Here is a 15236-nt window from a genome sequence, read left to right as displayed (position 1 = left end):
CCAAGCAACCATTTCTATTCTAGCCTCTTTTTCCTGTTCTTCAAGCATTTCCATGAAATCAAGTTTATACTGCCTCTTTTTAAATATCCAATTTCTATTGTCGCCTCTCATGATGATATGGTAATATCCTGTCGAACTCGCTTGTCTTGCCGCTCTTGACATATTATCACCCCATCTTTGTGATACTCATCTGCAGCATTGCCAATCAAAAAGAACCGTCCCCAGTGATTACCCAGTGATTATTCAAATTTCTCGAAATTACTTGATTTTAATATTAATTCATTTTTGGGTATATCTTTAACTAATTCAAAAATATTCATTACGGGTAGCAATATTTGCTCACCTTCTAATTGTGAAGTCAACATACTAACAAATGACCTTATATAAGGGAAGAGTATTGCGGTAGCATTTACCTTCAAAAGACCAATTCTTTCTTCATCGCTCTGACAATTTATTAAAACAAAATTCCCTTTGAGTATCGTTTCTATTAAATAATTAAAACTCATTGATGGTGAAATTTTAACTCCCAAAATAATATTAACTTTGTCAAAATTTTTATCTTTATTTGGGACGATCTTAAGTAAAAATCCAATATCACTGCTATCTTTTAAATTATCGATATTCATATTCTTCTGTAGATTTGCTTTTATTACTTCATAATTATTAAAACTTAGTTTGAATGACTCATTTTTCATGTCAACCTCCATTACACCGCTAAATCACACTGGTAAGATTTGGGAGTATTAAATTTCGCCTTCTTATTGTTTGGTTTTAGCAAAATTAGTTTTTCATATGTCTTTCGATAATCTTCATCGCTTAGTATAATCTGCTTCTTCATCCCATACAAAATCTTTGAAACAAAGCTCAATCTAGGATCTACTTCGCCCTTTTCAAATCTAGATATTACCTGTTGCTTAACATCAATTTTTTGAGCAAATTCTGTTTGTGTCATGTCGTTTTCTTTCCGATAATTAATAAGCGTTTCAATCAATAAATATTTTAATTCTAACAAATCAAAATTTTTCTTCAAACTTTCATTTTTCTCTAATATGTCATTAACAAACTCATTATAGTTACTCATATTTCCCTCCATTAATTACTTATTCCAACCATAATCTTGCTACATAGTGCTATTTTTCATATTTTTACCAGCAAAATATCATCTCAAATATTTGCTAACTAACATCCCAAATAAGTATTGATACATTTATCAAGTTCTTTAAAATATTTAAGAGGAAATTTACCCACCTTCTTTTTCCTTCCATCTACAATAATTATTTTATCCTCATTTTGATATACTTGAATATAAAACAATCTGTAGGAATTTGGATGCTTAATTCTTATTTCATTGATTTTATAGTCTCCATTCTTCCGTATTATTGGTCTAATATCTAATGCTTCGGGTTTACCTTTCTCTAACATCTCAATTTTTTTCATTATTTCCGCTAGAAGGATACCATCTTTTTTCTGCAACTTAATAAAAGCATGTTCTGCTTTACTAGTTATTTCAATACTAGTGCTTCCCATGATTTGATATATCCTCCTTTAAAGCATTATACAACTAATATGTTGTATAATCAATAGTTATTTTACAACTTGTTGGTTGTAATCATCCTTTTTCCCAAAACTATTCGCATTTCTGATATAGCAATCATAATCAATAGGGACAGTCCCCAGTGATTATCTGCTTAAAAAGAAACGTCCAAAGTGATTTATGTATGCCATCTATTTTTCTCTTCCACTAAGTTCCATTTTAACACAAATATCCTACATTCCATATTTTTGTTAAATAAAAAAAGATAATCATAGAAAACCCTGATTACCCCTTTATTCCTTAATACACTTTTACAACCAATAGGCAGATGAGAATGCTCTAGTTTGGATTGCTGCATAAATTTAACTTACGGATATTAATAATCAAATAGAACTGTCCCTAGTGATTAATCGGCTTGCTAAGTTCAGCAAGCCGATTAGTTTAGGAACAACAAAAATCAAAAATTACCGTCCCTAGTGATTATTGAAGATTTCCTAATCCAGGTTGTCCTTTATAATAAACTCCATGGTCGCCAGTTCCCGAATCATTATATACATCAAGCGTGAGTGCAAATTGTCCCCAAATGTCTTCTCCAATAACTTTTCCATTTTCATCAATCCAGTAACCATCCACTAGTTCATCATTACTTGTGACCGCAACAATCTTGCATGTTTCTGTATAGTGCTGGCTCTTTCCCTGGTCATCAACATAGGTTCCGCGCCAATGATTTGTGCACCATTCTCCAGAGTCAATATACGTATCATAGCCTAAATGTCTGTCCAACTTGCCATCTGCATCTTTATCTTTGTTTGAAAGCCAGGCTTCATTCCATTTCATTACTAATTGAGCGTCCTCTACATCCCAGGCTTCCCCTCCCCCGACATACAAATGTGCCTTGTAATTGTACCCATCATCGTTGAAACCTTTCTCAACCACAAATTCATCCGCAAAAACAGATGTGCCTAGCATCATTGTCAACATGGATACAATGAATATTACTGAAAGTATTTTTTTCATAATTTTTCATTCCTCCCAAAATTAATATAGTCCCTGACTTCCGCGTGTAATTTTCATTCGCATGAATTAATATAATTTTACGAGGAATCTAGACTCTTATTGCAATACTTTGCCATTTATGTCACCACCTTTAAATCATTTTGAGCAATTTGTTTTTTCCAATTGCTACACTAAATTGCAATAGCAAGTTGAACTAGTTCTTTTATGAAATTTAATATTTCTATGTAGAAAAATTAGTGTCATTATTTTTCCGCTTTTCTAGGCAACCCATGCACTAAATCTAATTTTTTTCCCACTACATCAATTCCGGTTATTGCCATTATATTTAACTATTTCCATTATACACCTTGATCCCCAAATAAAAAGAAGTTCTTATACTAAAGAACCTCCGTGACTTCCATTTCATAGGCAACGGTCACTTCTACAAGAAATATACCATTACTTTTTCTATTATCCTTCTGAAAATGTCCCCATCGAATTTTTCAAGAAATAGGCTCCAGTGATTCAAAAGAGACGGCCGATTGTTATAGATATCGGACAGGTGCCTGTCCCCTTGTCCATATCACCCCATCAGTAGCAGTGCCAATCAAAAAGAACCGTCCCCAGTGATTTACAATAAAATATCAACTTTATTCCATCTTACTCCCAATTTTCTCCAAATACAACCAATCTTATATAAACTATCCAATAAGGTTGTTTACCTCATTGGATATTGGTATTTTCAATACATTCACCTATACCCCACAACGTACTTAAACTTGAGTAGTAAGCAACACTTTCCAATTCCATTTTATCACTATATATTCCAATTGCAATTATTCCCACACCAGACTGACGAGAATACTCTAGTTCAAGGCGCCACGTAAATTCAGCGAGTGGAGCGTATTAATAATACGTGACCGAGCGGAATTTATGTTAGCAACGAAGAAATTGAGTTTTCTCGTCTGTCTGATGACGTGACCGAGCGGAATTTGCGCAGTCAACGATGAAATTGGGCTTTCTCATCGGTCTATCAACATCCTCCGGTTTAAAAGAAATATGGTGTATAATATTTCTATGGGAAAACAACACTAAATCAATACAATTCGGAAAGGACTTTTATATGGGTAAATCACTTGTGCTGGCAGAAAAACCTTCTGTCGGCAGGGAAATAGCAAGGGTATTAGGCTGTAAAAAAAATGATAGCTGGTTTGAAAACGAGAGGTATGTTGTAACCTGGGCCCTGGGGCATCTTGTAACCCTGGCGGATCCGGAGCTTTACAACAAGAAGTATGCAACATGGAATCTAGAAGACTTGCCTATGCTTCCAAACGAAACGAAGATTGTGGTGATAAATCAGACGAGAAAGCAATACGATGTTGTTAAGCGGCTTCTACAGCGGAAGGACGTAACTAGCGTAATAATCGCCACGGACGCCGGGCGCGAGGGAGAACTTGTCGCGAGGTGGATTCTGGAAAAGGCGAATATAAGAAAGCCTGTTAAGCGGCTTTGGATTTCCTCTGTTACGGACAAGGCAATAAAGGAAGGCTTCGGCAAGCTCAAGGACGGAAAGGCATACGAAAACCTTTTCGCCGCGGCAGTAGCAAGGGCCGAGGTGGACTGGATAGTCGGGCTTAACGCAACGCGCGCCCTTACCTGCAAGTACAACGCCCAGCTTTCATGCGGAAGGGTTCAGACACCTACCCTCGCAATGCTAGCGCAGAGGGAGGATGAGATAAAGCATTTCAGCCCCAAGAGCTATTACGGGCTGCAGGCACGCTCGGGCAAGCTGATACTTACATGGCAGGACGCCAAGAGCAAGGGATCGAGGAGCTTCGACGAGAAGAGGATTGACTCCTTGATTGCAGCGCTTGCGGGAAAGAGCCTGACAATAAAATCCATAGTCAAGAAGGTCAAGAAGACCTCTTCACCCGCGCTCTACAATCTTACGGAGCTTCAGAAGGATGCAGATAGGATATACGATTTTACGGCAAAGGAAACACTTTCAATCATGCAAAGCCTTTACGAAACCCACAAGCTCCTTACCTACCCAAGGACGGATTCAAGGTATCTTACTGCCGATATCGTTCCTACTATAAAGGAACGTCTTAACGGCTGCGCCGACGGTTCTTTCGCGGATATTGCCTCGGATCTTATGAGAAACCCTATCAAGCCCTCAAAGCTTTTTGTTGACGACAGCAAGGTAACCGATCACCATGCCATAATACCTACTGAGGAAACACTTAGGGTAAATGACCTTTCTAGCCGTGAATATAAGATATACGATTTGGTAGTCCGCCGATTCCTCAGCGTACTTTCCGAGCCCCATGAATACGAGCAGATAACGCTTCAGGCTGAGGCTGAAGGCGAAATATTCTCAGCAAATGGAAAACGGGTCATCCATCAGGGTTGGAAAGCCGTTTCCGAAAATCACGAGGAAAACGATGAACCCGAGGAATATACCAACCAGATGTTCCCGAATCTTAAGAAGGGAGATGCTCTTCCAATAGACAGATGGGCCAAGACGAAAGGCAAGACATCCCCACCTCCAAGATTCACTGAAGGAACACTACTCGGCGCCATGGAGAACCCCGCAAAATATGTTTCAAGCAATGAAAAGGATTTGGCAAAAATACTCACCGATACTGGAGGCATAGGAACCGTTGCCACCAGGGCCGACATAATTGAGAAAATACAGAAATCGTTTTTGGTGGAGAAGAGGGGCAAAAATCTTCTAATCACTTCAAAGGGCCTTCAGCTTCTCGATTTGGTTCCGGAAGACCTAAAGACACCGGCGCTCACGGCAAGGTGGGAGAAAAAGTTAGAATCCATAGCCAAGGGCAATCTTGACAAGAAGGCCTTCATGAACGAAATGAAGAAATATACCGAAAAGATAATACAAGACATAAAGAATAGCGAGGCCACTTTCAAGCATGACAATGTGACCCACGAAAAATGTCCCGATTGCGGAAAGAATCTTTTGCAGGTAAAAGGAAAGAGGGGCACCATGCTCGTATGTCCCGACAGGGATTGCGGATACAGAAAAGGTCTCTCCATAGTTACTAATGCACGCTGCCCTGTATGCCACAAGAAGCTGAAGCTCGTGGGCGAGGGGGAAGGAAAAACCTTCGTATGCACCTGCGGACACAGGGAAAAGATGTCGTCCTTCAATAAGCGAAAGGAAGGCGAAAAGGGCAAGGCATCATACAACGACGTCAAGGATTACATGAACAAAAATAAAAAAGAAGAGCCGAAAGTGGAGGACTCTCCTTTCGCCGCATTGGCAAAGCTCAAATTCGACAAAAACAAGTAGATATCTAAAAACAGACCTTTAAAGGTCTGTTTTACTTTATAGCGTTAAAGAATTCCATGCCGAGGCGAGCCCCGAAGAAAACCAGCATGGATCCGCATGCTATGTTTACCAGCCTAAGCACTTTTGCCGTCATAAATCTTTTGAGGTGATATACCCCGTATGCAAGCCCAAAGAACCATGATACGGATGCAATTGCAACTCCCGCTATGAAAAAAGGCGACTCGGCAGGTGAAAGGAGTGCTTTAAATCCCCCCAGCAGAAAGGTTCCGTCAATTACCGCCTGTGGATTAAGCCATGTCACAGCAAAAAGCATGGCGGCCAATTTCCCTATGCCATATTCTTCTCCGCTTTCTCCTACGAGTGTGACCTTGGAAACAACAAGTTTCAATCCTATCAGCAAAACCACCACGCTTCCTATCCCGAGCATGGCTGTTTTAAAAAATTCGAATCTCTCCAAAATCAGACCTATGCCATAAAAGCATGCCATCGCAAGAAGCACATCGAGTATTGAAGCTATGAGTGCAATTTGAAAAACACGCCGTCCCGTGCTTTTGCTTGCCGTATTTATCACATACATGTTCTGCATTCCTATTGGAAGCAAATAAGCCAGTCCAAGCAGGTATCCCTGCAGCAATATTTTAGTCATATGGCGCTTCCATCCTTCTTTTGAATGAGTTTTTTCAAGTGTTTAATATGGTAAGTTCCATACTCGGGAATATTGAATTCCATTTTATCTCCCCCTCATTTGTTCCATTATATCAAAATTACGCAAAAGAAAAAGCGGGTCTCTATTATAATAGAGACCCGCTTTTGATATCTAAATACTAATATTCCATTTCTGCCATTCGTGTGTAGCTTCTATATCTGCTCTTGGCATCCTTCTCAGCTTTGGCAAACAATTCTTTTGCCAATTCTGGGAATGCGAATTCGAGAGATGTGTATCTAACCTCACTCTTGATGAAGTCTTGGAAGGATGCAGTCGGCTCTTTGGAATCAAGAACAAACGGATTCTTGCCTTCTTGTTCAAGAAGCGGATTGAATCTCCACATATGCCAGTAACCAGCCTCTACTGCTTTTTTCTCCTGCTCTTGGGACTTGCCCATGCCGGCTTTGATACCGTGGTTTATACAAGGAGAATAAGCTATGATGAGTGATGGTCCCTTGTAGCTTTCAGCTTCGACAAGAGCCTTCAAAAATTGGTTCTTGTTGGCGCCCATTGAAACTTGTGCAACATATACGTAACCGTAGTTTGTTGCCATCAAGCCGAGGTCTTTCTTCTTGACTCTCTTGCCGGAAGCCGCAAACTTAGCGACTGCAGCGGTAGGAGTAGCTTTTGAAGACTGTCCGCCTGTGTTTGAGTATACTTCTGTATCGAATACGAATACATTTACGTCTTCACCTGAAGCGAGGACGTGGTCGAGTCCGCCGTAGCCGATGTCATAAGCCCATCCGTCACCACCGAAGATCCAAACGGATTTCTTAATCAAGAAATCTTTCTTTTCTTCTATTTCAGCAAGCATTTCGTTTACTTGAGCGTTTCCAAGGTCTTTTCCGAAGAGCTTAACAACATCTGCCGAAACAGCTTTTGTCTTGTCTCCGTCTTCCTTAGCTTCGAGCCATGCTGTAAATGCAGCTTTTGCTTCTTCTGTAACGCCTTTTTCCATTGCCTCAGTCATAAGACCGGACAATCTGTCTCTCATTTGGTTTGTAGCAAGTGCCATTCCGTAACCATACTCGGCGTTGTCCTCAAAGAGCGAGTTAGCCCAAGCCGGGCCTTTGCCTTCTGCATTTGTAGTGTAAGGAGTTGCAGGTGCTGAGCCGCCCCAAATTGATGAACATCCGGTTGCGTTTGCTATGAGCATTCTGTCACCAAACAATTGAGTTACAACCTTAGCGTAAGGAGTTTCTCCGCAACCTGCGCATGCGCCCGAGAATTCGAAGAGCGGTTGTGCAAACTGGCTGCCTTTAACAGTAGTAATTGGCATCTTATCATCCTTGACAGGAAGACTAACTGCATAATCCCAGTTGGGAACTTGTACGTCTGTTTGTGTTCCTATAGGTTTCATTTGAAGAGCTCCTACTGGACAAATATCGGCGCAGTTGCCGCAACCTGTGCAGTCCAAGGTTGAAACCTGAATTTTATATTGAAGTTCTTCAAGTCCTTTGCCCATTGCTTTCTTGGTTGCAAAGCCTTCAGGAGCTGCAGATACTTCTTCTTCTGTGAGAAGGAAAGGTCTGATAACTGCATGAGGACAAACAAATGAACATTGGTTACATTGGATACACTTGTCTGTGAGCCACTCCGGAACGTTTACTGCGATTCCGCGTTTTTCATAGGCTGCTGTTCCGGCAGGGAATGATCCATCTTCTCTTCCTAGGAATGCGCTTACAGGAAGGTCGTCTCCCTTTTGAGCTGCGATGGGTTCCATAACCTTTGTGATAAATTCGGGTGCGTCGGTTGCTACAGCTAAAGCTGCTTCAATCTTCAAGTCTTTCCAGGCTGCAGGTACGTCAACCTTGACAAACTTAGTGGCTCCGGCGTCAACCGCTTCGTAGTTCATTGAAACAATCTTTTCACCTTTTTTACCATAAGACTTCTTGATTGCTTCCTTGAGGTATTTGGTGGCATCTTCAACTGAAATAACTTTAGCTAGCGTGAAGAATGCGGATTGCATTATCATGTTGATCCTGTTTCCAAGTCCGATTTCTTGACCTATTTTAGTAGCATTGATTGTGTAGAAGTTAATGTCATTTGCCGCAATGTATTTCTTGATTCCAGCAGGAAGATGTACTTCAAGCTCTTCGGGTGTCCAAATCGTATTTAATACGAATATTCCGCCCTTCTTAAGACCCTTTACCAAGTCGTACTTGTCAACGTATGATTGGTTGTGGCAAGCCACATAGTCAGCTACATTGATAAGGTATGTCGAACGGATTGGCTTCTTGCCGAAACGAAGGTGGGAAACCGTGATTCCGCCAGACTTCTTGGAGTCGTATGAGAAGTATCCTTGCGCGTACATGTCGGTGTGGTCGCCGATAATCTTGATGGCGTTTTTGTTTGCTCCAACCGTACCGTCCGAGCCGAGGCCCCAGAACTTGCAACGGATAGTATCTTTAGACTCTGTATCGATTTCATCTTCGATTTTCAAGGATGTGAAGGTTACATCATCATTGATACCGATTGTGAATTGGTTTTTCTTTTCTCCAAGCATGTTGTCGAAAACAGCCTTAATTTGAGAAGGAAGTGTGTCTTTTGAACCCAGTCCATATCTTCCGCCAAGAATTTGAGGAGCATTTTCTTTTTCGTAGTACATGTTTCTGACGTCCAGGTATAGAGGTTCTCCCATGGCGCCGGGCTCTTTTGTTCTGTCAAGAACTGTAATCTGCTTTACAGTTGCAGGCATTACTTCCATGAAATACTTCTCTGCGAAAGGTCTGTAGAGATGTACTTTGATTAGACCAACTTTTTCGCCCTTTGCCATCAAGTAATCGACAGTTTCTTCAGCCGCTTCGGTTACCGAACCCATAGCGATGATTACACGCTCTGCGTCAGCTGCTCCGTAGTAGTTGAAAGGCTTGTATTCTCTTCCTGTAACTTCGCTGATTTGCTTCATGTAATCTGCAACAATAGCGGGAACTGCATCGTAGAAACGGTTTGCAGATTCTTTAGCTTGGAAGTAGATGTCAGGGTTTTGTGCAGTACCCTTTGTTATAGGATGCTCAGGATTAAGAGCATTCTTTCTGAATTTTTTTACTGCGTCCATGTCAACCATGTTTTTGTATACTTCATAGTCGATTAGTTCAACCTTCTGAATTTCATGAGAAGATCTGAATCCGTCGAAGAAATGTACGAAAGGCAGGCTGGCTTTGATTGCGCTAAGATGTGCAACGCCGGCAAGGTCAATAATTTCCTGTACGCTGCCCGATGCAAGCATTGCGAATCCTGTCTGTCTTGCGGCCATAACGTCTGAATGGTCTCCGAAGATTGAAAGGGCATGGCCTGCAATGGCTCTTGCGCTAACATGGAAAACGCCCGGAAGAAGTTCGCCGGAAATTTTATACATGTTCGGAATCATAAGCAAAAGACCTTGTGATGCTGTGAATGTGCTTGTAAGTGCGCCAGCAGTCAATGAACCGTGAACGGCACCTGATGCTCCGCCTTCTGATTGAAGCTCTGAAACCTTTACTTCTTGTCCGAAAATATTCTTTCGTCCATTGGCGGACCACTCATCTATGTACTCTGCCATTGGTGAAGATGGTGTGATCGGGAAAATCGCCGCGACATCAGTGAACGCATATGCTACGTGCGCAGCTGCCGTGTTTCCATCCATTGTTTTGAAAACTTTTTTACTCATTGAAATACACCCCCATGTGTTTTTAAATGTTTGAAATATGCATGCTAACCTTAGTATAGTATACAATATACTTTGAGTCAACGTTACCTTTTTAACAATCATTCATTTCCGCTTTTTGGGGAAAACCTGCCTTCAAATCATGAAAAATCTCTTTAAAAACATCAAAAACATCCAAGCAATGGAAAAAACAAGAGCTCCCGCAATTGCCTTTGAGAATTACGTCATTGCTGAAAACTTCTATATTTATGCCTGTTTTTTGCTTTTGCCTCCGGTTTTCTCACTCCAAAGCCTTTCTGCAACCGGGCCCCATTCGGAGGCAGGTTTATCGCATTTTGCGCAAAGCTCTTCAGCTGTCTCATGATCCACGGGTTGAGTAGAGCAAGCATCCGATTTATTCACCATGTCTACGAGCTTCTCCGGATTGTCAAACATGGGACACGGTCTTAGATGGTTGTTATTGAATGGGTACTGCCTGCGATATTGCATAAATATCGGCGATTTAAGCGCATCAAGCAAAGACACTTCCTTAATGTTCACATTAGAGTAATGAATGAATGCGCAGGGCTCAACATCGCCGTTTGCGTTTATGTGAAGATATTTCCTGCCGCCGGCTATGCATCCGCTCACGTATTCGCCGTCGTTCCAGAAGTCGAGAACAAATATTGGCTTCCCCGCTCTTATCTCCCTTACTCTTTTGTACATGTGTGCCCTCTGAGAACTTGTAGCTAGGAGACTTGTGTCGGCATCCTTGCCAAGTGGCATGTATGTAAAATACCATCCGAACAGGCATCCATGCTCCTCCACAAAGTCTATATATTCGTCAGATCCTACAACATCGGTATTCTTGCTATGGTAACAGGTAGAAAATCCGAATAGTATTCCATGCCTCTTGAGCGTTTCCATAGCCTTTACAACTTTTTTGAATGTCCCTTTTCCTCTCCTCATGTCGGTTTCTTTTTCAAATCCCTCCACGCTGATTGCAAAAGCAATATTCCCAAGCATCTGTACTTTTTTTGCAAAAGAATCATCAATAAGCGTTCCGTTTGTGAAGGCAAGGAACATGCAATCGTCATGAATCTCGGCAAGGCGAAGAATGTCATCCTTCCTCATTGTAGGCTCTCCGCCCGAATATATATACATGTATGTACCTATTCCCTTGCCTTCCCTAATTATTCGGTCAAGTGTGTCAAAGTCGAGTTCATCTTTCTTATTGTATTCAGCCGCCCAGCAGCCTATGCACTTAAGGTTGCATCTTGTAGTTGGATCCATAAGAATAGCCCAAGGTATATTGCAGTCGTTTTCATCTTCTGCACGTTTTGCTTCCGGTCTTCCATAAAGATAGGCATTCAGCACAAAATTTTTTATCATCTTTTTCCTTACATTCGGATGCAGCTCGGACAGGATTTTTTCCATATAGTACCTTTTACTTCCGTCCTTGGTGTTCCATGCTTTTGATATTGCCTGCATCACTTTCTTATTGTCGCCTTCTGCGGCAATTTTGCTTCCCAAATTAATCATCTTCCCCAGATTTTTTACAGGATCCATGTCCAGATACTTTATCCCCTCGTCTACAAGTAATCCTTCCGTTCTTCTTTTTAAATTGTTCATTCTTACACCCCTTTTCATTGACACTCATGTCTATTTAAAATTAAAAAAATTAACTCCTTAGACCATTTAGCAAAATATCAAGCACATCCAATTTTGCTTCGATACCCTTTTCTCCGTAAAATGCCATTTGAAGAAGCAATGCTTCCGTGAAAACATAAATCAAATCGGCCATCGCCTTCAGATCGAATTCTCCAAGCTGTCCCTTTTCATATCCCTTTTCAAGTATTTCGAAGAACAGATCATTTATCCGTCTTGTTCGAGATTGCAGCCTTTCACTGATCCTATTCTTTTCCCTGTTCGTTACAAGCCATAGCTCAACTATCACTATTATCAAGTCGTTCTTTCTATAATCGTCTATTGTTTGGCGGACTATCTTTGCTATTGCGGACAACGCATCGTCCTCGGTTGCCATTACAATGTCAAAATCCTTGCTCAGGCATGCAAATGCCATATCGATTGCGAAATCATATATTTCATCCTTGTTGCTGAAGTATTGATAGAAATTTGTTCTGCCCATACCGCTTCTTTTTGCTATGTCGGATATGTTGGCGCTATAGTAGCCTTTTTCTATAAAAATTTCTATGGCTTTTACTGCTATTTCTTTTTTCTTTTCCTCATAATCTACGATTTTCGGCATTTTTTCTCCTTATGGTTTAACAAGCTACAAATATATTATAACATTATTGACAGTTGCGTCAATATAAAACAATAAAAAAGGACGGCTTTGCCGCCCCGTGTTAAATCATGGAACATATTGCTCGGTTATGCTTCTTACGCAGCCGTCTTTTGTCACAATCCAGAACGGAGGAGTCCAACCACCTTTATATGTATTTAAATACTCGAAAAATTCACTTGCATCGGAAGTCGAATAGTTCCACTCGTTTCCATGGTTATGAAAAATATACTCGGTGTTTTCATTTACTTCGAAAAATTGTGGATAGCTTGCCGGATTGTAGATATAGAATCCGCCCGGCATATCGTCGTCCTTTGACAGGCCAAGTTCGTTTATACGCTCTTCATCATCGTAGGTTATCCACTCGATTCGGTCGAGATGGAAGAAGCCTTTCTCTAAGTTAAAGTCAGACACAAAGCCTATGTATGTGCTTATAGGTGTTTCATAAAAATCCTGGACGGAGGTCGGATTCATTATTTCTATTTCTTCCAACGCCGTAGTTTGCCCCAATGTGACAATAATATATTCATACGCCACCTGTTCGGGGTCCAGGAGTCCCACCCGGTGACCCTCGTCGCATTGCTTTTGCAGGTTGTCATAGTAGTCAGTCAAAGCCAAATCAACTTGCGGGTCGTCATAGTAGACGCTGCCGTTTCCATCCATCCATCTCTCAACGCACCAGATGCCCGCACCTCCCTGCCTTGATGGCTGCGACAACAATAGCTGGCTTGTCTCGCCTGTGGAAAGAAGGAATTTTGCAACGGCATGGTTTCCGGGATAGCTTTCATTCGAAATCAGATTGTTTCTTTCCATAAATTCTCTTAGGGCTATTTCGTATCCGGATATTGTGCTTCCCATTTCTCCCGATTTTATGCTTCCCAATAGTTTGGGACTGTCGCTCTCAAACGAAAATACCAGGATCGGCTTGCCCATGCTAGCGTCCTCGGTAATCCATCCGTCAATCTGGTTCATGCCTCCGGCCATGACGACCTCGTCTATGTTCTCAGGCTTTATCCTGTATTCTATTTTCCACAGTTCGATGCTAAAGCCGGTCAATTGGTTGAATGAATGCAATTTTTCAAGCTTGACAATCTTGCTTTCTGATACATCGAAATTGTTTTCATACATCTCTACTTCATGGTTTAAAAACTCCTGTGCATAATCCTCAACTGTTTTATCCTCAACTATCTTATCTGAAACGTCAGGATTTGTTATTAGGCCAATACTAATAGCCGAAACGATAACTACCGCAAGAATGATTACCCAAAACGATGGTTTCCTATAGTTAAGTATGTTTTTAATCCTGCCCTTGGGGTTACTCTCGCCAAAAGCAAGCGGACATGCTCCCATTGTTCTTCTTTGCGCAGAAATAGAAAGAAGTGATGACGAATAGTCCTTCTTTATTCCGCTTCCCATACTCCTTATTACGCTTTCATCGCAGCTTAGTTCCATATCCTCGCTCATGAGAAAAACTCCCGCCCAGACAAGCGGATTGAACCAGTGCAGGCAAAGCGTCAGAAAGGCTAACGGTTTTATTATGTGGTCAAATCTTTTTATGTGTGTCTCTTCATGCCTTACTATGTATGATTTTTCGTTTTCCGAAAGATTGTCCGGAATGTAAATGCGGGGATTCATAATGCCGAATACAAAAGGCGTTTTTATTACAGATATCTCATAGACATTGTCCGAAACATGTTCCGCATCCATCAATCTTTTACTCAGCCTGAACATCGCAATTATGCTGTAGCAAACAAGCAATGCCACTCCAGCTATCCAAACAGCAGTACCCGTTGAAATCCAGATTTGCATCGGATCAACGCTACTTACAAGGCCGGTTGCCTGCACCGATCCATGTGCCACTCCGCCGGCCAATACTGCCTCGCCACCGGTCGGCCTGTTTATTGCCCGGATTATGTCCTGCGACATAGTCTGAGTCTTGGATGGAATCAGACTGAAAAAACCTTTGATGGAGAATGGACAAATCAGCCTGAACAAAACAGGCAACCAGAGTGCATATGAAAAAACCTTTGGACATTTCTTAAGAAGCAAACGCATGGCCATCACAAACAGGATTACATAGGAAGCTGTCACGCTCATGTCCAGAATATGCAAAAATATTTTATCCATATTCATTCCTCCTTATGCGAATCGATGAGCTTTTGCAGTTCATCGATTTCCTTGCCGCTCAATTTCTTGCTGTTTGCAAATGCCGCCAGGAATCTGGGCAATGAACCTCCAAAACCCCCATCGAGGATTTGTTTGCTTTGTTCGGTGTAAAATTCCTCTCTTGTAAGAACTGCCGACACCGTCCCTTTTCTGTTCTCGAATACACCTTTTTTCTCAAGTTTTTTAAGCATCGTATATGTGGTAGACTTTTTCCATCCTATTTCAGTCCTGCACAACTTGACCAAATCCGATGATGAAACAAGTTCATTCGTCCAAATGATCTCTGCAAGCTTGTTTTCAGCTTCAGTGAGTCTCAGTTCTTCCATTTTTCCTCCCCTTTTTTTGGTCTATGTTTTATAAACTATATTTTCAGTTTAAACTTTATAGACCAAATTGTCAACCTTTCTAATGAAAAATAAAAGGCTGTCCGCAAAAGCGTTCAACCTTCATTCCTGAGTTTAGAACTTAAAAATACAAAAAACTAGCCGTAACTATTGTAATCAGTTATTTTCAGGCTAGTTTTCATTGATTTTATTTGTTGTGTACTATTTCCTTTTTGTATTTCCTTATTTCTTCTAGTCTTACAAATTT

At 41.1% G+C, this 15236-nt stretch carries 12 protein-coding genes; 1 reads left to right on the top strand and 11 read right to left on the bottom strand.

The window, feature by feature from the left end:
- The 5 genes from JJE29_07050 to JJE29_07030 all read right to left on the bottom strand — a co-directional run.
- On the bottom strand, positions 1 to 162 hold a 162-nt coding region (locus tag JJE29_07050; protein ID MBK5252372.1), incomplete at its 3' end, for a hypothetical protein.
- Positions 163 to 239: 77 nt separating this feature from the next.
- Complete coding sequence (locus JJE29_07045; protein ID MBK5252371.1) at positions 240 to 695, bottom strand: protein-export chaperone SecB; 456 nt, start codon at positions 693 to 695, stop codon at positions 240 to 242.
- An 11-nt stretch (positions 696 to 706) separates the two neighbouring features.
- Positions 707 to 1081, bottom strand: coding sequence for a helix-turn-helix transcriptional regulator (locus JJE29_07040; protein ID MBK5252370.1), 375 nt, complete (start codon positions 1079 to 1081; stop codon positions 707 to 709).
- Positions 1082 to 1179: 98 nt separating this feature from the next.
- Complete coding sequence (locus JJE29_07035) at positions 1180 to 1527, bottom strand: type II toxin-antitoxin system RelE/ParE family toxin (protein ID MBK5252369.1); 348 nt, start codon at positions 1525 to 1527, stop codon at positions 1180 to 1182.
- A gap of 487 nt (positions 1528 to 2014) precedes the next feature.
- A complete protein-coding gene (locus JJE29_07030) occupies positions 2015 to 2551 on the bottom strand; it encodes a hypothetical protein (GenBank protein MBK5252368.1) in 537 nt (178 codons plus the stop codon).
- Positions 2552 to 3653: 1102 nt separating this feature from the next.
- On the opposite strand from JJE29_07030, the gene JJE29_07025 reads away from it, so the two are divergent.
- On the top strand, positions 3654 to 5843 hold the full coding sequence (locus JJE29_07025) for a DNA topoisomerase III (GenBank protein MBK5252367.1): 2190 nt from the start codon (positions 3654 to 3656) through the stop codon (positions 5841 to 5843).
- Positions 5844 to 5874: 31 nt separating this feature from the next.
- Here the strand turns inward: JJE29_07025 and JJE29_07020 are convergent, their stop codons facing one another.
- From JJE29_07020 to JJE29_06995, 6 genes are all read right to left on the bottom strand, one after another.
- The gene (locus tag JJE29_07020; protein ID MBK5252366.1) at positions 5875 to 6489 is read right to left on the bottom strand and encodes a LysE family transporter; all 615 of its coding nucleotides are present in this window, start codon (positions 6487 to 6489) and stop codon (positions 5875 to 5877) included.
- 178 nt (positions 6490 to 6667) lie between these two features.
- Entirely contained in the window at positions 6668 to 10198 is a 3531-nt protein-coding gene (nifJ, locus tag JJE29_07015) for a pyruvate:ferredoxin (flavodoxin) oxidoreductase (GenBank protein ID MBK5252365.1), read from the bottom strand.
- Positions 10199 to 10441: 243 nt separating this feature from the next.
- Positions 10442 to 11806, bottom strand: a complete 1365-nt coding sequence (locus JJE29_07010; GenBank protein ID MBK5252364.1) for a radical SAM protein — start codon at positions 11804 to 11806, stop codon at positions 10442 to 10444.
- A 49-nt stretch (positions 11807 to 11855) separates the two neighbouring features.
- Positions 11856 to 12443, bottom strand: a complete 588-nt coding sequence (locus tag JJE29_07005) for a TetR/AcrR family transcriptional regulator (protein ID MBK5252363.1) — start codon at positions 12441 to 12443, stop codon at positions 11856 to 11858.
- Positions 12444 to 12548: 105 nt separating this feature from the next.
- The gene (locus JJE29_07000) at positions 12549 to 14606 is read right to left on the bottom strand and encodes a hypothetical protein (protein ID MBK5252362.1); all 2058 of its coding nucleotides are present in this window, start codon (positions 14604 to 14606) and stop codon (positions 12549 to 12551) included.
- Between the two features lie 2 nt (positions 14607 to 14608).
- Entirely contained in the window at positions 14609 to 14971 is a 363-nt protein-coding gene (locus JJE29_06995; protein MBK5252361.1) for a BlaI/MecI/CopY family transcriptional regulator, read from the bottom strand.
- Between the last annotated feature and the right edge of the window lie 265 nt (positions 14972 to 15236).

The sequence above is a fragment of the Peptostreptococcaceae bacterium genome (assembly GCA_016649995.1).
Taxonomy (GTDB): domain Bacteria; phylum Bacillota; class Clostridia; order Peptostreptococcales; family BM714; genus BM714.
The sequence above is the reverse complement of the archived record's forward strand: the minus strand, read 5'-3'. Positions and strand labels throughout refer to the sequence as shown.